The sequence below is a fragment of the Paraplanobispora siamensis genome, assembly GCF_016863175.1.
Taxonomy (GTDB): domain Bacteria; phylum Actinomycetota; class Actinomycetes; order Streptosporangiales; family Streptosporangiaceae; genus Planobispora; species Planobispora siamensis.
In genome coordinates this window covers 54431-75341 of the sequence record NZ_BOOJ01000012.1, presented here as the reverse complement: position 1 = coordinate 75341, position 20911 = coordinate 54431, and the positions used below count along the sequence as shown (strand labels likewise).

Genomic DNA, 20911 nt, shown 5'->3' with positions numbered 1-20911 from the left:
ACATGGGTCCGGGTGGGGTCCGCGGTCCCGCGGACCCCACCCGGCGTCCTACAGGTCCGCCGCGGCCATCGCCGCCCCGACGATCCCGGCCTCGTTGCGCAGCGCCGCCGGGACGATCCGGGTGCGGATGCTGATCCGGGGCAGGAACTTGTCGGCCTTCTTGCTGACCCCGCCGCCGATGATGATCAGCGACGGGGAGAACAGCATCTCGACGTGGCGGAGATACTCCTCGACCCGCTCGGCCCACTCCTCCCAGCTCAGGTCGTGGTCCTCGCGCGCGGCGTCGGAGGCGCGCTTCTCGGCGTCCTTGCCGCGCAGCTCCAGGTGGCCGAGCTCGGTGTTGGGCACCAGGCGTCCGTCGACGAACAGGGCGCTGCCGATCCCGGTGCCGAAGGTCAGCATCAGCACCACCCCGGCCTCGCCCTTGCCGGCCCCGGCCGCCACCTCGGCGAGCCCGGCCGCGTCCGCGTCGTTGAGCACCACGACGGGCTGACGGGTGACCTCGGAGAACAGGCCGCGCGCGTCCACCCCCACCCAGCTCTGGTTCATGTTGGCCGCCGTCATGGTGATGCCGTCCAGCACCACCCCGGGGAAGGTGATCCCGACCGGGCCCTCCCAGGAGAAGTGCTCCACGATCCGGCCCACCACCTCGGCGACCGCTTCGGGCGTGGCGGGGGAAGGGGTGGGAATCCGCAGCCGCTCCTCGGCCAGCTCACCCTTCTCCAGATCGACCGGGGCGCCCTTGATCCCCGATCCTCCGATGTCGATTCCCAGTGCTCGCATGGTGTCCTCCTTCACGACCCACTACCCCGGAACGAAGGGGCCAATTATCAAGCGAGCTGCGCACCCTGGAGCCCGGCGTAGAAGCCGCGCATGCGCATCAGCTCCTCGTGGCTCCCCACCTCCTCGATCCCGCCGTCCCGCATCACCACGATGCGGTCGGCGCCGCGGATGGTGGAGAGCCGGTGGGCGACCACGAAGACGGTGCGCCCGGCCACCAGGCGGGCCAGCGCCTGCTGGATCAGGGCCTCGGAGCGGGTGTCCAGGGCGGAGGTCGCCTCGTCCAGGATCAGCACGCGCGGGTCGCGGATCAGGGCGCGGGCGATGGCCAGGCGCTGCCGCTGGCCGCCGGACAGGCGGGCGCCCCGCTCTCCGACGACCGTGTCGAGCCCGTCGGGCAGCCGGTCGATGAACTCCATCGCGTTGGCGTCCTGCAGCGCCTGCCGTACCCGCTCCTCCGAGACGTCCTTCAGGCCGTAGGTGACGTTCTCGCGGATGCTGCCCTCGAACAGGATGGACTCCTGGGGCACGATCGACAGGAACCTGCGGTAGGTGCGCAGGTCCAGCGTCTCCATGTCCTGGCCGTCGAGCAGGATCCTGCCCGAGGTGGGCCGCAGGAAGCCGATGACCAGCCCGAGCACCGTCGACTTGCCCGCACCCGACGGCCCGACCAGGGCGATCGTCTCGCCGGGGGCCACCTTCAGGGTGAAGTCCTTCACCGCCGGGGCCGCCCCCGGCTCGCCGTAGCCGAACACGACGTCGCGGAACTCCACCTCCCCGCGCACGGACGTGACCTCGGTCTTGCCCGCGTTGTGCTCCAGGTCGGGCGCCTGGAGCACCTCGCCGACCGAGCGCACCGAGGCCAATCCCTTGTTGACCACCGGAGTGAGGCTGAGCAGCGAGGTCACCGCCGAGGTGAGGATCGGGAAGAAGGTGCTCAGCATGACCACGTCCCCGACGTTGATCGGGATCACCTGGTAGTAGGCCACGAGCGCCGAGCCGGCCAGCACCGCGGCGCCGAGCGCGTTGAGCAGGATCCAGGCCAGCGCGCCGAAGCTGCCGTTGAGCAGGTCGAGCCGGAGTCCCTTGCGCAGCACGCTGGTCAGGGTGCCGTCCACCCGGTGCAGCGCGTCGCGCTCCAGGCCGTGCGCCCGGGTGATGGGGATCAGCGTGGTCATCTCGCTGACCCGGGCGGACATCTTCTCGACCTCGCGGCGGAAGCTCTCGTTGTCCTCGCGCATGCGGGTGCGGAGCTTGATGACCAGGTACGCGGCGGCGGGCACGACCACCAGGAAGACCGGGATCGCCACGGGCACCCGGAAGGCGACCATCACCAGGCCGCCGGCCAGCGTGGTCAGCGCCGACAGCCCCATGTCGCTCGTCTGCTGGGTGGTCTGCTCGATGTTCTCGACGTCGCGGACGACCTTGGTCTGCAGTACGGCGGCGCTGACCCGGGAGTGGTAGCCGATGGACAGGTGCTGCATGCGGCGGCAGAGCGCCGAGCGCAGGGCCGTGCCCATCCGCCGGATGGCGCCGTGCAGGCAGCGGACGTAGAGCAGGTGGAGGGGATAGTTCAGCAGGAGCAGGGCCAGCAGCACCGCCGTGTTGACCCACAGGACCACGATGCCCTGGCGGCTCTGCACCACGTCGATGATGTTGGCGGTGACGAACGGCAGGACCCAGATGGGGCTGTGCTTGACGAGGAAGGCGAAAACCGCCACGAGGAGCTTGAGGCGTTCCTCCGCGAAGAGGTAGGCGAGTGTACGGATGGGGTGCTCACCCCGGTAGCGATGATCGAGAGCGCCGACCACAAATCCCCCAAATCAGGATAGATCTGCTCTATATCCTCCCCTGTCGCGTTTTTCTCCACGCTCCGACCCTCCCCGCGGGCACGCAGGCCCTCCCCGTGACGCGGTCACGGTCGCTCAGACGGTGTACGGCCGTGCGGCGCGGGCCTCCCGCAACGCGGTCCCCCACCAGATCAGCTGGTCGAGCAGCACCTTGGCCGCCCCGTTGACGCCGGCGGGGTCGACCGGCTCGCCCGCCCCGTCGAACTGCCTCTCCACCCGGTGGAAGCTCACGGTGTCGCGCACGGTGACCACGTGCAGCTCGGCGAAGACGAGCCGGAGCTGCTCGACGGCGCGCAGGCCCCCGGACTGCCCGCCGTACGAGACGAACCCCGCCGCCTTGGCGGCCCACTCCTCGCGGACGGCGTCGACGGCCAGCTTCAGCACGGCCGGGTAGGCGTGGTTGTACTCCGGGGTGATCACCACGAAGGCGTCGGCGTCGCCGATGCGGGCGGCCAGGGCGCGGGTGGCCTCGTCGGTCCCCGAGGGCGGGCGGCCGGGGTGGAAGGGCGGCAGCGGGATCCGGTTGAGGTCGATGACGTCCAGGCGCAGGTCGTCGCGCCGCCCCGCCCGGCCGAGGAACCACCGGCTCACGTTCGCCCCGGAACGGCCCTCGGGGCTGGTGGCGGTGATGACGGCGACATCGAGCATGGCGTTCTCCCGGGGGTACGGCGGTCCGCCCGCCACTCTGCAACCTCAAGTGCGATTGAGGTCAAGCCGGGGCCGTTCGTGATGGATCTCAACTCGATGTCCGTTTGGTAGATCACCGCCTTGGCGTTATAGGCACTCATGGGCGCTTTATAGCTTTATGTCTGCTTTAGATACCCTTGACCGAGGAAACGCATGCTGCCCCTGGCTCTCGCCCTGGCCCTGATCGCCCCCGCGTCCACGCCCGCGCCCGCCGCCGTGGCCCCGCGCACTCCGGAACCCATCAGCCACACCGTGTCGCAGGGCACCCCCTCCAACGACATCACCGGCTACTGGACCCCCTCCCGCATGAGCGCGGCCCGCCCGATCACCCGGCGGTCCGAGCACCCCCTGCCGTCCCTCCGCAAGGCCGGCGCCCCCACCGCGCTGGCCAGGACCGTCCCGGCGCTGCCGATCAAGGGCTCGGGCCAGCCCCGCAACGTCGGCAAGGTCTTCTTCACCCAGGGCGGCCAGAACTACGTGTGCTCGGCGAGCGTCGTGAACTCGCGCGGCCGCAACATGCTGGCCACCGCCGCGCACTGCGTGTACGACGTGGGCGGGTGGTCCAAGAACTGGATCTTCATCCCCGCGTACTCCTACGTCAAGGGCAAGCACAACAAGCCCTTCGGGACCTGGACGGTCAGCAAGGCGGTCATCGAGCCGGAGTGGGCCCGCGGCTTCGACCCCGACTTCGACTACTCCTTCCTCACCGTCCGGCCGCTCGCCGGCAGGAACATCGCGAACGTGGTCGGCGCCCAGGGCATCAAGTGGAACCAGCCGGCCACGGTCAGCATGCGGATCTTCGGCTACCCGGCCGAGCTGCCCTGGAACGGCTCGCGCGTGGTGAGCTGCCTGCAGAACACCGAGCTCGACGCCGTGCCCGAGGCCGGCATCGCCAACCACCGGTTCGCCCGTTGCACGCTCAACGGCGGTTCGAGCGGCGGCCCCTGGATCAGCAACTACTCCTTCCCCACCGGCATCGGCTATCTCGTCGGCATCCAGAGCATGAAGTGGTGGGACGAGAACGGCGTCACGACCTGGAACTCCTCGCCCTACCTCGGCGACCGGGCCTACGCGCTCTACCGCAAGCTGGCGGGCTGACACCCGCCTCCCGCGCCCCCGCCTCCCGCGCCCGCCGTCCCTCGTCCCGGGGCGGCGGGTGCGTCAGTTCTCGGTGACCTTGCCCGCGTCGACGTGGACGTGGCGGGTGGTGTGCACCGCCTCCAGCATCCGGCGGTCGTGGGTGACCAGCAGCAGCGTGCCCGGGTAGGACGACAGCGCCGACTCCAGCTGCTCGATCGCGGGCAGGTCCAGGTGGTTGGTCGGCTCGTCGAGGACGAGCAGGTTCACGCCCCTGGCCTGCAGCAGCGCGAGCGCGGCCCGGGTGCGCTCGCCCGGCGAGAGAGTGGCGGCCGGGCGCAGCACGTGGGCCGCGCGCAGGCCGAACTTGGCCAGGAGCGTCCGGGCGCCGGCCGGGGGCATGCCGCCCGCGGCGGCGGCGAAGGCGTCCAGCAGGGACTCCTCCCCCAGGAACAGGCCGCGTGCCTGGTCCACCTCGCCGACGACCACGCCGGGGCCCAGGGAGGCATGGCCCCCCTCCAGGGGGAGGCGGCCCAGGAGCGCGGCCAGCAGCGTGGTCTTGCCCGAGCCGTTGGCCCCGGTGATCGCCACCCGCTCGGCCCAGCCGATCTGGAGGTCCACCGGGCCGAGGGTGAACGCGCCGCGCCGTACGACCGCCTCGCGCAGGGTCGCCACGACCGCCCCGGCCCGGGGCGCCACGGCGATCTCCATGCGCAGCTCCCACTCCTTGCGGGGCTCCTCGACCACCTCCATGCGCTCGATCAGCTTCTCCGTCTGGCGGGCCTTGGCGGCCTGCTTCTCGGTCGTCTCGACGCGGGCGTTACGGCCGATCTTGTCGTTGTCGGGCATCTTCCGCCGTGCGTTCTTGACGCCCTTCTCCATCCAGTTGCGCTGCTTGAGGGCGCGGGCCTTGAGCTCGGAGACGGTCTCGGCGTACTCCTCGTACTCCTCGCGGGCGTGCCGCCGGGCGACCTCGCGCTCGGCGAGGTAGGCCTCGTAGCCGCCGCCGTAGGCGCGGACCTGCTGCTGGGCCAGGTCGAGCTCGACGATCCGGTTGGCCGTCCTGGCCAGGAACTCGCGGTCGTGGCTGACCAGGACCGTCCCGGCGCGCAGGCCGGCGACGAAGCGTTCGAGCCGCTCCAGGCCGTCCAGGTCCAGGTCGTTGGTGGGCTCGTCGAGCAGGAAGACGTCGTAGCGGCTCAGCAGCAGCGAGGCCATGCCCGCGCGGGCGGCCTGCCCGCCCGAAAGCGCCGTCATCGGGTGGTCGAGGCCCACCTCCAGCCCGAGGTCGGCGACGACCTCCCCGGCCCGCTCCTCCAGGTCGGCGCCGCCCAGGCCCAGCCACCGCTCCAGGGCGATCGCGTAGTCGTCGTCGGCGCCGGCCCGGCCCTCGACCAGTCCCTCGGTCGCGACGTCCAGGGCGCGCTGCGCGTCGGCCACCCCGGTCCGCCGGGCCAGGAAGGCCGCGACGGTCTCACCGGCCCGGCGCTCGCGCTCCTGGGGGAGGTAGCCGACCGTCGCGGTGGGCGGGCTGAGCCGTACGGTGCCGTGCTCGGCGGGGAGCAGCCCGGCGAGGATCCGCATCAGGGTGGACTTGCCCGCCCCGTTCACGCCGACTAGGCCGATGACGTCACCGGGGGCGACGACGAGGTCCAGCCCGGAGAACAGGGCGCGGTCGCCGTGTCCGGCGGCGAGGTCCTTTGCGACGATGGTGGCGCTCATGGAGGCACGTTATCCGCCCGGGGCCGCTATCTCCGAACGGGTTTCCGCCGAGAGCCGGAGCCGTAATCCCGGCAAATCAGACAGATTTATATTCTGTTTCTCTGGCTTCTCCCGCACCGCGAATCACGGGACCACCTGCGATCTTGTGGCCGAAACGTGATCTTACGGAAACTTGAGTCCGGATTTTTCGTGATTTGAGGCAACGTCTTCCCCTCCAGTCTCGTCGTTAAGGGGTGTGGAAGCGATCACCCGAGCTCGCTTCCATCGAACGGGGAGAGGAATGATCGTGGTCAAAAGAATCGCCGTCGGCGTTCTGTCCGCAGTGGTCGGCAGCTCGCTGCTCCTGACCGCCGGTGCCGGTACGGCCTCGGCGACGCGCGCCGAGCTCACCGTCAAGATCACCGATGTGGCCCCCAACCCCGTCGTCGTCAAGGGCGACGACGACACCAAGGTCACCATCGACGTCCGCACCACCGAGGCCACCCGGGTCGACCTCCGGCTCCGGCCGGACAGCGACCGGGCCCGCACCCTCGCGGAGGAGGAGCCCAAGCTCTTCCGGCACGGCGACCTGTGGCGCTTCTCCGCCGACTTCGACAAGTCGGACTTCGAGGGCCGCTGGCTCGCCATCGCCGAGGCGTACGACAAGGACGGCAAGAAGGTGACCGACCAGGTGGCCTTCTCCGTCAAGCACGAGCAGAGCACGGCTCCGACCCGCCTGAGCCGGTTCTCCGCCGAGCCCGGCTCGGTGCGCAAGGGCCGCTGGATCCACTTCTCCGGCCGCCTGCAGGTGCGTGAGGACTGGCGCTGGCAGGGCGTGGACGACGAGGAGGTGGAGATCTACTTCCGCTCCCGCGGCTCCAGCGCCTGGAAGTACGTGACCTCCGCCGACACCGACCACCGCGGCCGGTTCTACGCCAAGGCCCGCGCGTTCAGGAGCGGCGAGTTCCGCGCCGTGTTCGAGGGCGACGACGAGCTGGGCGAGAGCGTCAGCCGTTCCGACTGGGTCCGGGTCCGGACCTGGCGCCGGTAGTCGCCGTCCCCGGTGACCGGCTTACCAGTTGGTCACCGGCCATGTGGACCGGCCGCCGATCCCCCGATCGGTGACCGTCCGCCCATACGTGAAGGCCCGGGTCTCCCCGGGCCTTCATCGTTTCCCGGCGTCGTTCCCCAGCCGTTCTCTCGGCGTCGTCCCCCGGCCCTCGCGGACCTGCCCGTACGGCTCCGCGGCTTCCCGTACGGCTCCGCGGCTTCCCGTACGGCTCCGCGGCTTCCCGTACGGCCGGGCGCCGCCGTGCACCCGGCGGGCCTCAGGACGAGGGGCCCATGTCCGGCTCGGGGGTCCGGCCCTCGTCGTGACCGGCCTTCTGATCCTCGGGGGAGGCCTCCACCGGGTCGGCCGGGATCGGCCGCTCGGGGAAGGAGGTGTCGGATCCCGACCTCGCCGCCACCGTGCGGGTCTCTCCTTCGAGTCCGTCCGGGGCGGGCGGGAGCTCCTCGCCTGCCTCCCCCGGCCGATGGTCGTGTGTCTCCTCCGGCGTCTGCGCCGACGGGTTCTCGTCTTCGTTCATGCCCCCCACCTCCCCCGCGGGGCGGCCGTCATGCCCCGGGAGCCGCGCGCTTCCGCGGGCGCGGCCGTTCACTCGGAGGGCAGGGCCTCGTGTCCCCGGCGTCCGCGCGTACGGCGGCGCTCCTTCATCTCCGCCTCGTACAGGTGGCGCCGCCCGCCGGCCAGCTCGTTCCTGATCCGCTCCTCCAGGTCGAGGAAGCAGCGGTGGTAGCCGTCGTCGTAGTCCTCGACGATCTGGAAGGTCCACCGGCCCGCTATCACGTTGCGCCCGATCAGCTCGGTCCGCACGGCCTCGGCCTGCTCCCCGTGCCCGGCGGCGTGCAGCAGCTCGACGGCCTCGTCGAGCATCAGGTCGGCGTGCCCGGTGAGCTGATGGAAGGTGTACAGGTGGCCGCGGGCCCGTTCGGTCGTCTCCAGTGCCTCGGACAACTTGCCCAGAGCCTCCACGGTGGCGTCGTCCACCCCTTCGGGCCTGCGGTGCTGCGGATCGGGACGATCGTTTTCCATGATCGGCCGTTACCCGGTCCGGGGCCGGATATTCACCGCCCCGGGTTTGCCCGGAGCACCGGCGGTCAGGAGACCCGGTGAATCCGGTCCGGTGCACCGTCCGAAGGAAGAGAGCGGAAGAGACGGACGAGTACCCGGCCGGCAGCCGGACAGGGGGGAACGGGCATGCCCGGAAACGTGATCGTCGTCGGTGCGGGGCTGGCGGGCCTCGCCTGCGCTCTGCGGCTCAGCGCGGAGGGCCGCACCGTCCAGGTGCTGGAGTCCTCCGACGGCGTGGGCGGCCGGATGCGCACCGACATCGTGGACGGCTTCCGCCTGGACCGGGGCTTCCAGGTCTTCAACACCGCCTATCCCGAGGCCGCGCGCGTCTTCGACCTCGACGCGCTTGACGTGCGGGCCTTCGACTCCGGGCTGCTGGTCTTCCGAGAGGGGAGGACGGACCGGGTGATGCTCCCCTGGAAGCACCCCAGGCACTCCTTCAGCGGCGTCATGGCGGATGTGGGCACGATCGGCGACAAGGTCGCCCTGGCCGTGATGACGGGCCGCGACCTGGCCTTCCCCGCCTCGATGCTCAAGGACGACACCGAGCGCACCACGGCCGAGGAACTGCGGCGCTGGGGGATCTCCGAGCGGATGGTCGAGACGTTGCTGCGCCCGTTCTTCTCCGGGGTCGTCCTGGAGCGGGAGCTGGAGACCTCCAGCCGGATCTTCCACCTGTTCTGGCGTTCCTTCGCCCGCGGCACGATCGGCCTGCCGGCCCTGGGCATGGGCCAGGCGCCCGCCCAGCTGGCCGGGCGGCTGCCGGAGGGCACGATCCGCCTGGAGACGCCCGTCGAGGCCGTGACCGCCGACGGGGTCCTGCTCACCGACGGCACGGAGGTACCCGCGGCCGCGGTGGTCGTGGCCACCGACCCGGGGACCGCGGGCCGGCTGCTGCCCGGCCTGCCGGTGCCCGAGATGCGATCGGTCACCACCTTCTACCACGCGGCTCCGCAGTCCCCGCTCAAGGAGCCCATCCAGGTCGTGGACGCCGAGGGGCAGATCACCGACACACTGGTGCTCACCGACGCCGCCCCCGACTACTCGGCCGACGGCCGGGCGCTGGTGGCGACGTCGGTGCTGGGCATGGCCTCCGACGCGGACGAACCGCGGGTACGGGCCCGCCTGGAGGAGATCTACGGCGGCACCGACGCGTGGGAGCACATCGCGACCTACGCGATCGAGGCCGCTCTGCCCGCCATGCCGCCGCCGATGCCGCTGCGCCGCCCGGTCCGGCTCGAGCGCGGCCGGTACGTCTGCGGCGACCACCGCGACACCGGCTCGATCCAGGGCGCGCTGGTCTCAGGCCGCCGCACCGCGCGGGCGGTGCTGGCGGATCTGGGAGGCCACGAGGAGTGACAGCGCGCCGCCCTCGCCGGACGGCGCGCTGGATCACTTGGAGGTGACGGCCTCGATCAGCTTGCGGCGCTGCTGCGCGCCGAGTCCGCCGAGGCGACGGGCCTCGTCGACGTCGGCCCGCTTCATCAGCTGCGCGGCCTTCACGCTGCCCACGCCCGGCAGGGCGCGCAGCGCCTGGGATACCTTGATGCGCTTGGCGATGTCGTCGTCGCGGTCGAGCAGCTCCTTCAGGCTGATCTGACCGGACCTGACGTCGGCCAGCAGCTTCGCCCGGGCCGTGCGGGTCTCGGCGGCCTTGGCGAGAGCGGCCTGGCGCTGCTCGGGGGTAAGGGTGGGGAGAGCCATGGTTTGCTCCTTCATCGGGTGAACGTGACCATCCTGCTACCCACAACGACCAGGCTAATCATTCCTTTTTCCCCGGCAAGCCCGGACACATCAGGCACGTTGGAGATCACGTGCCCCCGACGGGCGTCCCGGACCGGTTCCGGCGGAGCGGCGGGAACGCCGCAGGAGCAGCGCGCACACACCGCCCACCGCCGCCGATAGCGCGATGAGCAGGGCCGTCGGGCGCCAGGGCCAGGCGGCTCCGGCGAGCGTGAGGTGCTCCGCGGGATACTCGACGAACTTCGCGGTCGTGCGGGCGGTGGCCCGGTCGGCGTGGACGGCCAGGTCGCGCAGGACGGGGTCGAAGGCCGACTCCCCCGGCCGGCGGCCGGCGTGCGGCAGCTCCACCCGCAGCCCGTTCCCGGCCGCCCAGGCCGCCAGCGCCGGATCGACCTCGCCCGCGCCGCGGGCGCCCGGCACCACCAGCCGGTCCGGGGAGGCGGTCCCGGCGCCCGCGGGCTCGGCCAGCAGGACCATCCCGTGCCGGGTCCTGACCACCGGCCCGGCGGCCACGGGGATCGCGCGCGCGGCGAAGGACGTGCCCGAGTAGACCTCGAAGGCGGCGGCGACGTCGATCTCGCCCGCTCCCCCGTTCAGCCCCACGCCGACGGAGGGCCGCCCCCAGGGGAAGGCCGAGTTGAGCACGTACGGCAGGTCGGCCACGGCGATCCCGTTGACCGGAATCGCCGTGGAGCCGTCCGGCGACCATCCCGGATAGGCCACCTCGCGGCCGATCCGCTCGGCCTCCGCGGTCCCGGCCAGCTGCTGGACCAGCCGCAGCGCCCCGACGATGCCCGAGGTCACCCCGGCGGTCGTGGTGATCGGGCCGTCCTGCACGTAGCGCTGACCGCGCACCCACTCCGTCCGCGGGTTGCTCTCCTCCAGCGAGGCGATCCGGTCCCAGAAGGAGGTGGCCCGGCGGCCGTCCAGCACGCCCGCCGCGGCCACCAGGTCCGACCCGGCGCACACCCCCAGGATCCGGGCGCCCCGGCCGGCCTGCGCGGCGATCCACCCGCGCAGCGGCGCCTCCTGCTCGCCTCTGGGCTCCACCACCGCCGGCACCACCACCACGTCCGGTGCGGGTACCCTGCCCGCCGCCACGTCACCGAAGGTGTGATCGGGCAGCACGCGCAGGCCCCCGGACAGCGCCACCGGCCGCCTGCGCTCGGAGACCGTGTACACGGCGAACCTGTCCGACCGCGCGAACACCTCGTACGGCGGCAGCACGTCGCCGACCACCGAGCCGGTCGCGCCCAGCGCCACCGCGACGACCGTCCGCCCGGCGGGCACCGGCTCCGCGGCGGGCCAGCCTCCCGGAGGGACGGACCCGGGCCCGGCGGGGAAGCTCTCGCCCATCGTCGCGGCGACCCCGGCGAAGGCCGTACCGGCCAGGACGGCGGCGGACAGCGCGGCGCAGGACAGGACCCTGAGCAGGGTGCGGGCACGGCCGCGCGGGGATGAGGGCATGACGGGATCTCCTCGGTGCCTGAAGGCGGATGGGGGCGTGGGCGGACGGTGCGGCGGCCGGGGGTTGGCAGGGAGCGCCGTGACCGTCAGAGGGCGGGGGTGAGCGGTGTGGCGACGGCGTCGCGGGAGGCCGAGGGCGGCACGCCGTACCGGGCGGTGAAGAGCCTGCGGAAGTGGCGCGCGTCGCGGAAGCCGCACCGGGCGGAGACCGCCTCGACGGTCAGGCCGGTCTCGGCCAGCAGCGTCGCCGCCAGCTCCAGCCTGAGCCGCTGGCGGTACTCCAGCGGGGTGATCCCGATGGTGGCGGTGAACGCCCGGCTCAGGCCGCGCGGCGACAGGTGGGCCACCGCGGCGAGCTCGGCGAGGGTGTGCGGGGCGTCGAGATTCTGCGCCAGGTGATCCTGCACCCGGTGGACGGCGACGTTGAGGTGGGCCCGGTGCTGCAGGAACGCGCTGATCTGCCCGTCGCCGCCGGACCTGCGCATGTAGACCACGAGCTGGCGGGCCACCGCGGCGGCGAGCGCGGGCCCGTGCTCGCGCTCGACCAGCGACAGCGCGAGGTCCAGGCCCGTGGAGATCCCCGCGCTGGTGCTCACCGGCCCGTCGTGGACGTAGAGCACCGCGTCCTGCACCCGGGCGGCGGGATAGCGTTCGCGCATCGCGTCGATCAGCGACCAGTGGGTGGTGCACCGGCGGCCGTCCAGGATCCCGGCCTCGCCGAGCGCGGCCGCCCCGCTGCAGACCGAGGCGATCCGCGCCCCGTCGCGGTGGGCGGCGCGCAGCCAGTCCACCACCGTCCCGGAGACCAGGAACTCCCCGGGCGCCGGAGGGTGGAGCCGGTATCCGGGGACCAGCACGAGGTCGCCGGGCCCGGCCGGGCCCGGCGGCTCCAGCCCGGCGAACCTCAGGCCCTGGGCGGAGATCACTTCCGGGGTCTCGGCGACGTACTCCACCCGGTACGGCGCGCCCAGGTGGGCCGCGGTGTCGAACACCTGGACCGGGCCGCCCAGATCGAGCAGGTTCACCTCGGGCAGGACCAGCACGACGACCCTGCCGGTGCGGTTCTCCTCTTCCACGCTCCTCACGCTAGGCCGCGCGGAGCGGGCGCGTCAGGGCCCCGCGCGTCAGGCACCGGACGGATCAGGCACTGCGGTACGGTGCCTGCTCCCCGTCGGGATCCGGCATTTCCGCGCCTGCGGCGCTCTTGCGGTCGTCGGGAATCTGGGCCGGAGGGCCGTCGGGGTCGGTTCCGGTCGGGCTGTCGGGCCCTTCCGCGTCCACCCTGTCGTCCGGTACGTCGGCCGGCGGCTCGGTGGGCTCCCGGCCGACCTCCGGATCCGTCTCGGTCATGTGGTCCTGCCTTTCTCCGTGTCCTTGTGACCCGTGTCCTTGTGACCCGTGTCCTTGCGGACTGTGTCCCCGTGGACTCCGTCCCTGCGGATCAGCCCCACGGCTCCTCGCGGTCCAGCCCCCGCGCGGGACCTCCCGACGCGATCCAGGCCTGCTCGTCGCGCCGTGTCCCCACGGGCAGGTTGAGCGTCTGACCGCGGGCGAGGTAGTACACGCGCTCGGCCAGGCCCGCCTGCTCGACCTCCCGCCGGAAGTCGGCGAGCGGGGAGGCGAACGCCTCGTAGTCGTCGTAGTGGATCGGGATGACGGCCTGCGGGTTCATCACGTTGACCCACTCGGCCCCCTGCGCGCCGTCCATGGTCACCATGAACATCCCCAGGATCATGGTCCCGCCCAGGTGCACGATGCCCACGTCGATGTCGGGATAGCGGCGCGGGATCCCCTGCAGTTCCCTGGTCATCAGGGTGTCGCCGCTGATGTACATGCGCAGCTCGACCCGGTCCTCCCGGCAGAACTCCAGCACGCTGCCCATGACGGGCGGCAGCAGCGCCTCGGCCGGGCCCGGGGCGTGGCGGGCCGGGGCCGCGGTGACCCTCAGCATGCGGTCGCCCCGGTGCAGCTCGTGGTCCTCCCAGGTGTCCAGCCCCAGCGCCCGGTGGAAGCCCTGACGCTTGAGCCGGCGGGCGGCCTGCCGGGTGGTGATGACGGGCACGTCCTTGTCGAGCCCCCGGCGGGCCACCCTGTCCCAGTGGTCGCCGTGCATGTGCGAGAGCACCACCGCGTCCAGCGGCGGGAGGTCGTCGATCTCGAGCGCCGGGTCGGTGCGGCGCCGGGTGGTGAGCCCGTACCCCAGATAGGCCCGCTGGCCCCGATGCAGGAAGTTCGGATCGGTGAGCAGGGTGAAACCGCCGTAGCGGATGAGCACGGTGGCGTTCCCGATGAAGAGAACGCTGGCTTCCTCCGACTCTGCCATTGTGGGCCCCCTCCTGTCGTCGAAGGCCCACTACGTACCCCTTGAAAACCGGCAATCACTCGAAGACGGCATTCCACCCGGGCATGACCGCGCGGACCGGCGACATGGCCGGGCGGACCTGCGGCATGACCGCCCTGGCCTGCGGATCAGCGCGCCGAGGTCGCGCCGTTCGCCGTCACGGCGGGCTCCGGCACCTCGATGGCGGGGAAGGTCCCGGTGTCGACGATGCCGTGCTCGCGCGCCGCCTCGATCAGGGCGTGGGCACGCGGCTCCAGCTTCCACAGCGCGCGGCACTCCCGGGCGGTGGACAGCGGCATGCCGGTCTCGTGGGCGATGTCGGAGGCGCGGGGGACGAACTTGCGCTCGATCTGCTTGTCCCAGTACTCCCGGGCCGCGCGCATCAGGGCCGCGCGCTGGGCCGGGTCGGCGACCTGCGCGGAGTCCTCCGCGGCGAGCGCCTCGGCCTCCTCGTCGTCGTCGTCGAACATCCCCCTGACCGGCCGCGCGGCCGGCAGCGCCGGGGACCCGACCTCGGGCTCGGGGGCCCACGGCACCGGCGGGCTCAGGTCGATCAGCGCGGAGGTGTTGTAGAGCGCGCCGATCTGCGCCAGCAGCGCCTCCTGCCGGACCGGGTCGGCCGCCAGCCCGGTGTGCTCCACCGCCCGGTCCATCTCCCGGTCGAGCTTGGCCAGGGCCGCGCGCATCTTCCGGTCGGGCGCCCCGGCCTCGCGCAGCGCGCGGGCCTTCTTGGCGGCCAGCGCGACCCGGGTCAGCCGCCGGTGGGCGTCGACCTCGCTCGCCGTGCGGTCGCTCACCTCGGCCAGCCCGACGCGGACCAGCATGCGCTCGGGGGTGAGCCGCCAGTGGATCCGGGAGCGCCCGGTGATGCGGTGCCGTTCGATCGCCATGCCGCGCTCCCACAGCCAGGCGGCCACCAGCGGGGCGGCCAGCCGGAACACCGCCTCGGCGGGGCTGCGGGCGTCCATGCTGGACAGCACCGCGGTCAGGCAGGTCAGCGCCCACACGGCCACGCCGTCGATGCCCGCCGAGAAGTTCTCCCGCATGTTGCGCCGGGCCCGGACGGCGCTGGTGATCACGGCGACCTCGATGAACGCGAACAGCAGCAGCCGCAGGGGCCCGTCGAACCCGAGGACGTCGCTGGAGAAGCGCCACATGCCCTGGGCCGAGACGCCGGTGGCGATGCTGGCGGCGACGATGGTGAGGATGTCCTCCACCGGGCGGGGGGCGACATAGCGGTGAAAGAGCCGGTTGCCCACCCGGAAGGCCGCACGCAGGACGAAGAATCCGAGGATCGCGAGGATCAGGCCGGCCACACAGATGATGGCCGTTCCGACCGGCTGATCCGACACATAAGCGGCGATCTCATCGATAAGAGGCATCTGTCACGGTCCGTCAGTCTGAATGTCCGAAGGGTGTCGGACGATCATTCCAGAACCACGGCCTCCTGTTCGCCGAACGGGGACCTGCCTCTGTTACGAGAGTGCAAACGCGGGCGCGTGGGAGCTCCCCGCAGGCGGTCCCACGCGCCCGCGCGGTCAGCGGCGGGCCTCCCGCCTCACACCCGCAGCAGCGCCGCCACCGCCTCCTCCTCGGTCCGTACGGCCCGCGCCGCCAGATCCGCCAGCTCGGCCAGCAGCCCGGTGCGGTCGTTCTCCCCCAGCGGCCCCTCGTAGGCGTCCGCCGCGGCGATCTCCCGCAGCCGGTCCGCGGCCGCCGCGCCCTCGGTGAGCAGCAGCTCGGCCTTCTCCTCCGCGAGCTCGCGGTAGCGGGGGAAGGGCTCGGCCGCCAGGGCGGCGATCCGCGACCACAGCCCGCCCGCCTCGCGGTAGAGCCCGGCGGCCTGACCGCACGCCGTACCGCCGAGCAGGCCGGCGGCCTCCTCCAGGAAGCGGGCGTACAGCGGGCGGGTCGCGCCGGGCGCCGTGTACTCGGTCTCCAGGCACTCGTGCAGCCGGGTCATCGCCCCGAAGAACGCCCGGGGGTCGGCGAAGCGCCGCCGCCAGCCGGTCCTGCCCGCGGGGTCGCCCAGCTGCCCGGCCAGGCGGTTCATCCCCGACAGGCCGAAGTTGACGTCGAAGGAGGTGCCCAGCACCGGCCCGGTCAGCCTGGCCGCGGTCTCGGCGATCGCCTCCCGTACGGCCTTCGCCGGGTCGGCGCCTGCCGTGCCGGTGATCGAGATCAGGTGGTGCCTGCTCTTCTTCAGCGCCGACCACGCGACCATGAACTCCTCCAGCGGCAGCCGCTCCGGCTCGGCCCGCGTGTCCAGGACGGAGACCCGGTCGCCGTCGACGCCGGTGACCACGACCTCCAGCGGGTCGGGGAAGGGGTGACCCGGCCGCCAGGGCAGCGAGAACCGGGAGACCCGGCAGATCGCCGCCCGGCCCGCCGCGGCGGTCTCGCGCAGGCCGCGCTCGGCGACGCGGGCCGAGCCGGTCTGCCGGACCTCGTGCGGGACCCCGGCCCGGCCGAGCGCCTTGGGGATCACGGGGTCGGGGTGGGCCTGGGCCACGATCGTGAGTATCGGATGGTGGCCCTTGTACTCGAAGACCGCGTACATGAACCCGATGCCGCCGCCGAGCCCGGCGAGCATCGCCTCGCTGTGCGCGGGCAGGAGCCGGTGCAGCAGGGACGCCTCGTGGTGCCCGCCGGGCGGGTCCTGCCGGGACGGCACAGTGTCATGGGCGGTGTCATGGGCGGTGTCATGGGCGGTGTCATGGGCGGTGTCATGGGCGGTGTCATGGGCGGTGTCGCCGGCGTCGCGGGCGGCCAGGACGTGGCGCAGCGCGGTGGTGTAGGACTCGCCGGTCCTGGCCATCCGCTCGCGGACCCGGCGCTTGAGGTGTTTGCGGTCGGTCATCGTCTGCTCCCGGGGTGGCGGCGCGCGCGCACGGCTCCCACGCTCCGTGCCGGCTCCGCCGTACGGGTGGTTCCAGACAGAAGTGACCCGACAGCCGTCCCGGGGACATCGATCCCCTCTGCCTCCGCGCGGGCCCGTGGCGTGGACACGGGCTCAGGAGGTCGGGCGCGGGACGCCGCCCGCTGTCAGGGTATCGCCCCAGGACGAAAGGTGCACGGGGGACATCTCCCGCGAGGACGGAGGGAGATCTCCGGGGAAATCACCGAAGCGCTGGTACGACCGGCGGGACCGGTCACAATGGCTGCGAACACCTACCACCCGAGGAGAGTCCCGTTGGCCACCTCACCCGCACCGAACAACCTCGACCTCGCCACCAGCGCCCAGCAGATGGCCGACGCGGCCCAGGCCGGGTCGCTCGACCACGCCGCCGCCGCCTCGGTGGCCATCACCTGCGCCACCACCAGGGACGCCGCCCACGCGCGGACCGTCCTCGGCGGCATCACCCCCGACGAGGTACGCAAGGCCGCGCTCGACCTCTTCGACCGGCTCTCGGCCGGGGAGCGCTGATCCGGCGATCGCACCGGGCCGGCGGGTGCGGCCCGGCGCGATCGCCTGGATCCACGGGCCACGGGCCCGCGGATCACAACCGTCCTCAGCCGCGGGCGAGCACCGTGGTGAGGACCCGCCCGAACACCGCCTCCGGGTCGCCGTCCGCCGTGCGGGACCGCCAGGCGACGTAGCCGTCGGGGCGCACGAGCACCGCGCCGTCGCCGTGCACGCCGTACCGGCTCTCCCAGACCCCTTCCGGATCCGCCAGGTCCGCACCGATCCGGTAGGCCGCCAGCCGCACGCCCAGCCGGTCCGCCGCCGTGCGGGCGGCCCGCGCCCACGCCTCACCGCGCGGCGCGGCGAGCAGGACGAAGCCGGATCCGAACAGGTCGACGGTGGACAGCCGCCGGCCCTCCCGCTCCAGCGTGACGTGCGGGGCGCGGCTGCCGGGACGGCCGGTGGGGGTGCGCGGGTCCTCCAGGAGCGAGCCGTCGTCGCCGGGCTCGCCCACGATCACCGCCGAGTGATAGCGGTAGCCGATGATCGCGGCGAAGGGGTCCTCGAGCGGTTCCGGATAACCGGCGCGCATCGCCGGGGGCATGCGCACGCCCAGGTTGGCCAGCTGGGCGTCGGCCGTCAGCTCGCCGATCGGCCGCCGTTCGGCGTCGTAGGCGTCCAGCAGCCCGTCCCCGGCCTGGCCGGAGATCACCAGCCAGAGCCGCCAGGCGATGTCACAGCCGTCCTGCAGCGCGGTGCTGCCGCCCTGCCCGCCGGTCGGCGGCATCGTGTGCGCCGCGTCGCCGGCCAGGAAGACCCGGCCCCGTCGGTAGGATCCGGCGAGGATGTGCGCCATCGAGAAGCTCGTCCGGTCGACGATCTTCATCTCCAGGTCCGGCAGGCCGGTCCCCCGCCGGACGAGCTCGCGGCAGCGCTCGTCGGTGAAGTCGGCCTCGCTCTCGCCCCGCCCGGGGTCGTAGTTCACGCCCAGCACGTGGGAGCCGACCCCGGTCCCGGTGACGATGACGCCGGTGAAGGTCTCGTTCTGCAGGTACCAGAGGGTGACCTCGCGCTCGGGCGCCAGGCCGCCGAGGTCGGCGTCGAACATGATCGAGCAGAGCCGGCCCAGCTCGCCCCTGCCCGACACCGGGAAACCCAGCAGCTCGCGCACCGGGCTGCGGTATCCGTCGGCGGCCACGACGTAGTCCGCGCGCACGTTCGTCTCCGTGCCGCTCGCCAGGTCGCGGACGCGCGCGGTGACCCCGTCGGCGTCCTGGTCCAGGGAGATCAGCTCGGTGGAGAAGCGCAGCTCGGCCCCGAGCTCCTCGGCCCTGGCCCGCAGCGCCCGCTCCACCTGCGCCTGGGGGGCGCCGACGGTCGGGACCGGGGTGAGATCGGCCAGGAAGTCGAAGTCCCCCCGCCGAGTGCTGAAGATCACGTTCGGCTCGGGATCGTTCAGGGCGTCGGCGATGGCGATCCGCATGCTGCCGTCGCCGACGCCCTCGGCGATCCCCGCCAGGGCGGGCTCGACGCCGGGGACGACCCGCAGCAGCTCCATGGCCCGCTGGCTGACCCCGAACGCCTTGGGCTGGACGGACGTGCCGGCGTGCCGTTCGACCAGCAGGACCGGTACGCCCCGCCAGGCCAGCAGCATCGCGGCGCTCAGGCCGGCGTACCCGGCGCCGACGACGAGGACCGGGACCCGCTCATCCGGACGGTCCGCCGGTGACGACCTGCGCGGCGACGACTCGTGCGGTGATGACTCGTGCATGGAAACCTCCATGTTGCCGGCGTGGAGGTCTCCCCTGGCATGGGCAGTCCGTGCAGCGAGGCCGGGTTCCGCCTCCACGCGTGATCTGCCGGTCCGGCGCGGTGTTGCCGCACCCGCCGGGACCGCTTTTCCGGCCGGCGCGCCCGCCCGTCGGCGATGACGCACCGGAATATCCGATTTCGAGTATTCACCAAGACGCGATACATCTCAATGCCTCAGAGCGCATCACTCCGGAACGCGGGATGTGGTTTCCTCTCACCGGATGTCGAGACCGGGGCGCCCGCTCCGACCCATGCGTGACAGACGCCCGCAGCTCCGAGGAGTGAGAGCCGTGAAGTACATGCTGCTGATCTACAACAACCCCGCGACCCTGGCGGCCCTGTCCGAGCAGGAGCGCGAGGAGGTCATGACCTCGGTCGACTCGATCCTCGAGGAGCTCACCGCCTCCGGCGAGCTGGTCGGCGGGGACGCGCTGGCCGGGCCGGAGCTGACCCGGACGGTCCGGGTGCGCGACGGCGTCCCGGTGACCACGGACGGGCCGTTCGCCGAGGCCAAGGAGCAGCTGGCCGGTTACGTCATGGTCGACTGCGCCACCCCCGAGCGGGCGGCCGAGATCGCCGCGCGGTGGCCGGACGCCCGTTACGGGGCGATGGAGGTGCGGGCGGTCGTCGGCTCGGTCGAAGGGGACAGGTGACGGCCTCCACCGGAGTCGAGGACCTGCTGCGCGAGCTCGCACCGCGGGTCCTCGGCGCGCTTGTGCGTCGCTACGGGAACTTCGACGCCTGCGAGGACGCGGTGCAGGAGGCGCTGCTGGCCGCCGCCGTCCAGTGGCCCGGGGAGGGGCTGCCGGACAGCCCGCAGGGCTGGCTGGTCACGGTCGCCTCGCGGCGGATGGTCGACCACGTGCGCAGCGAGGAGGCGCGGCGGCGCAGGGAGGTCGCCGTGGCGGCGCAGGCCCCGGCCGACGAGCTGCTGGCGCCCGCCGCCGACGCCGAGGTCCCGCCCGGGCAGGACGACACGTTGACCCTGCTGTTCCTGTGCTGCCACCCCGCGCTGACGCCGGCCTCCCAGGTCACGCTCACCCTGCGCGCCGTCGGCGGCCTGACCACCGCGCAGATCGCCCGCGCCTTCCTGGTCCCCGAGGCGACGATGGCCCAGCGCGTCAGCCGGGCCAAGCAGCGCGTCAAGGCCGCCGGGGCGCGCTTCCGCATGCCGCCCGAGGAGGAACGCGCCGACCGGCTGGGCGCGGTGCTGCACGTGCTGTACCTGATCTTCAACGAGGGCCACACCACCACCTCGGGCCCCGACCTGCACCGCGCCGAGCTCACCGGCGAGGCGATCCGGCTGACCCGCGCCGTCCACCGGCTGCTGCCCGGCGACGGCGAGGTGACCGGGCTGCTGGCCCTCATGCTGCTCACCGACGCGCGCCGGGCGGCGCGCACCCGTCCCGACAGCGCGCTGGTCCCGCTCGCCGAGCAGGACCGGAGCCGGTGGGACCGCGAGCAGATCCGGGAGGGCGTCGAGCTCATCACCGGCGCGCTGGCCGGCGCGCCGCTGGGGCCCTACCAGCTCCAGGCGGCCATCGCCGCCGTCCACGCCGAGGCCGGGGACACCGACTGGCCGCAGATCCTCGCGCTGTACCGGCTGCTCGAACGCCTCTCGCCCAACCCCGTGGTCACGCTCAACCACGCCGTCGCGCTCGCCATGGTGCGGGGACCGCAGGCCGGGCTGGAGCTGCTCGCGACGCTGGACGGCGACGACCGGCTGACCGGGCACCACCGCCTCGACGCGGTCCGCGCCCACCTGCTGGAGATGGCCGGCGACCATGAGGCGGCCCGGGACGCCTACCGGACCGCGGCCCGCCGTACGACCAGCCTGCCCGAACAGCGCTATCTGGAGACCCGGGCCGTCCGCCTGCGCCCGGCCGCCCCCTGAGGGGCTTCCGCGAAACTCC

General features: G+C 72.9%; 20 protein-coding genes. 6 read left to right on the top strand and 14 right to left on the bottom strand.

Translation table 11 applies throughout. The annotated features are described in order from the left end of the window. Nucleotides 1-48: 48 nt before the first annotated feature. The 3 genes from ppgK to Psi01_RS06000 form a co-directional block, all read right to left on the bottom strand. The gene (gene ppgK / locus Psi01_RS06010) at nucleotides 49-783 is read right to left on the bottom strand and encodes a polyphosphate--glucose phosphotransferase (RefSeq protein ID WP_204062931.1); all 735 of its coding nucleotides are present in this window, start codon (nucleotides 781-783) and stop codon (nucleotides 49-51) included. A gap of 47 nt (nucleotides 784-830) precedes the next feature. Next, nucleotides 831-2501 carry an ABC transporter ATP-binding protein gene (locus Psi01_RS06005; RefSeq protein ID WP_239127149.1) on the bottom strand — a complete coding sequence of 557 codons (1671 nt, stop codon included), beginning with the start codon at nucleotides 2499-2501 and terminating at the stop codon, nucleotides 831-833. A 204-nt stretch (nucleotides 2502-2705) separates the two neighbouring features. Then, nucleotides 2706-3278 (bottom strand): NADPH-dependent FMN reductase, encoded by a 573-nt coding sequence (locus Psi01_RS06000; RefSeq protein ID WP_204062929.1) that lies wholly within the window; start codon nucleotides 3276-3278, stop codon nucleotides 2706-2708. Between the two features lie 192 nt (nucleotides 3279-3470). Between Psi01_RS06000 and Psi01_RS05995 the strand changes: the two genes are divergently transcribed. Then, nucleotides 3471-4415: a trypsin-like serine peptidase gene (locus Psi01_RS05995; RefSeq protein ID WP_204062928.1), complete on the top strand. Its 945-nt coding sequence runs from the start codon at nucleotides 3471-3473 to the stop codon at nucleotides 4413-4415. A 63-nt stretch (nucleotides 4416-4478) separates the two neighbouring features. On the opposite strand, the gene Psi01_RS05990 is transcribed toward Psi01_RS05995, so the two are convergent. Beyond that, entirely contained in the window at nucleotides 4479-6116 is a 1638-nt protein-coding gene (locus Psi01_RS05990) for an ABC-F family ATP-binding cassette domain-containing protein (protein ID WP_204062927.1), read from the bottom strand. Between the two features lie 286 nt (nucleotides 6117-6402). Here Psi01_RS05990 and Psi01_RS05985 point away from each other — a divergent pair, with 286 nt between their 5' ends. Beyond that, nucleotides 6403-7146: a hypothetical protein gene (locus Psi01_RS05985; RefSeq protein ID WP_204062926.1), complete on the top strand. Its 744-nt coding sequence runs from the start codon at nucleotides 6403-6405 to the stop codon at nucleotides 7144-7146. Between the two features lie 277 nt (nucleotides 7147-7423). Here Psi01_RS05985 and Psi01_RS05980 read toward each other — a convergent pair whose 3' ends face one another. Both Psi01_RS05980 and Psi01_RS05975 read right to left on the bottom strand, forming a co-directional pair. Continuing rightward, entirely contained in the window at nucleotides 7424-7684 is a 261-nt protein-coding gene (locus tag Psi01_RS05980; RefSeq protein WP_204062925.1) for a hypothetical protein, read from the bottom strand. A 68-nt stretch (nucleotides 7685-7752) separates the two neighbouring features. Then, nucleotides 7753-8190, bottom strand: a complete 438-nt coding sequence (locus tag Psi01_RS05975; protein WP_204062924.1) for a hypothetical protein — start codon at nucleotides 8188-8190, stop codon at nucleotides 7753-7755. A gap of 165 nt (nucleotides 8191-8355) precedes the next feature. On the opposite strand from Psi01_RS05975, the gene Psi01_RS05970 reads away from it, so the two are divergent. Further along, nucleotides 8356-9588, top strand: coding sequence for an NAD(P)/FAD-dependent oxidoreductase (locus Psi01_RS05970; protein WP_204062923.1), 1233 nt, complete (start codon nucleotides 8356-8358; stop codon nucleotides 9586-9588). 33 nt (nucleotides 9589-9621) lie between these two features. Here the strand turns inward: Psi01_RS05970 and mihF are convergent, their stop codons facing one another. The 7 genes from mihF to Psi01_RS05935 all read right to left on the bottom strand — a co-directional run bounded on the left by mihF (nucleotide 9622) and on the right by Psi01_RS05935 (nucleotide 16640). Further along, nucleotides 9622-9933: an integration host factor, actinobacterial type gene (gene mihF, locus Psi01_RS05965; RefSeq protein WP_204062922.1), complete on the bottom strand. Its 312-nt coding sequence runs from the start codon at nucleotides 9931-9933 to the stop codon at nucleotides 9622-9624. A gap of 90 nt (nucleotides 9934-10023) precedes the next feature. Beyond that, entirely contained in the window at nucleotides 10024-11439 is a 1416-nt protein-coding gene (locus Psi01_RS05960; protein WP_204062921.1) for a DJ-1/PfpI family protein, read from the bottom strand. Between the two features lie 86 nt (nucleotides 11440-11525). Next, nucleotides 11526-12515, bottom strand: coding sequence for a GlxA family transcriptional regulator (locus tag Psi01_RS05955; RefSeq protein WP_204062920.1), 990 nt, complete (start codon nucleotides 12513-12515; stop codon nucleotides 11526-11528). Between the two features lie 64 nt (nucleotides 12516-12579). Beyond that, nucleotides 12580-12789 (bottom strand): hypothetical protein, encoded by a 210-nt coding sequence (locus tag Psi01_RS05950; protein ID WP_204062919.1) that lies wholly within the window; start codon nucleotides 12787-12789, stop codon nucleotides 12580-12582. Between the two features lie 91 nt (nucleotides 12790-12880). Then, nucleotides 12881-13762: an MBL fold metallo-hydrolase gene (locus Psi01_RS05945; RefSeq protein WP_204062918.1), complete on the bottom strand. Its 882-nt coding sequence runs from the start codon at nucleotides 13760-13762 to the stop codon at nucleotides 12881-12883. Between the two features lie 146 nt (nucleotides 13763-13908). Beyond that, nucleotides 13909-15162 (bottom strand): hypothetical protein, encoded by a 1254-nt coding sequence (locus Psi01_RS05940; protein WP_204062917.1) that lies wholly within the window; start codon nucleotides 15160-15162, stop codon nucleotides 13909-13911. Nucleotides 15163-15338: 176 nt separating this feature from the next. Next, on the bottom strand, nucleotides 15339-16640 hold the full coding sequence (locus Psi01_RS05935) for a BtrH N-terminal domain-containing protein (RefSeq protein WP_204062916.1): 1302 nt from the start codon (nucleotides 16638-16640) through the stop codon (nucleotides 15339-15341). A 333-nt stretch (nucleotides 16641-16973) separates the two neighbouring features. Between Psi01_RS05935 and Psi01_RS05930 the strand changes: the two genes are divergently transcribed. Beyond that, nucleotides 16974-17207 (top strand): hypothetical protein, encoded by a 234-nt coding sequence (locus tag Psi01_RS05930; protein WP_204062915.1) that lies wholly within the window; start codon nucleotides 16974-16976, stop codon nucleotides 17205-17207. An 85-nt stretch (nucleotides 17208-17292) separates the two neighbouring features. Here Psi01_RS05930 and Psi01_RS05925 read toward each other — a convergent pair whose 3' ends face one another. Beyond that, a complete protein-coding gene (locus tag Psi01_RS05925) occupies nucleotides 17293-18957 on the bottom strand; it encodes an FAD-dependent monooxygenase (protein ID WP_204062914.1) in 1665 nt (554 codons plus the stop codon). A gap of 340 nt (nucleotides 18958-19297) precedes the next feature. Between Psi01_RS05925 and Psi01_RS05920 the strand changes: the two genes are divergently transcribed. Next, entirely contained in the window at nucleotides 19298-19651 is a 354-nt protein-coding gene (locus Psi01_RS05920; protein ID WP_239127238.1) for a YciI family protein, read from the top strand. After that, on the top strand, nucleotides 19648-20892 hold the full coding sequence (locus Psi01_RS05915) for an RNA polymerase sigma factor (RefSeq protein WP_204062912.1): 1245 nt from the start codon (nucleotides 19648-19650) through the stop codon (nucleotides 20890-20892). The genes Psi01_RS05920 and Psi01_RS05915 overlap by 4 nt, the downstream gene beginning before the upstream one ends. The last annotated feature ends 19 nt before the right edge of the window (nucleotides 20893-20911 follow it).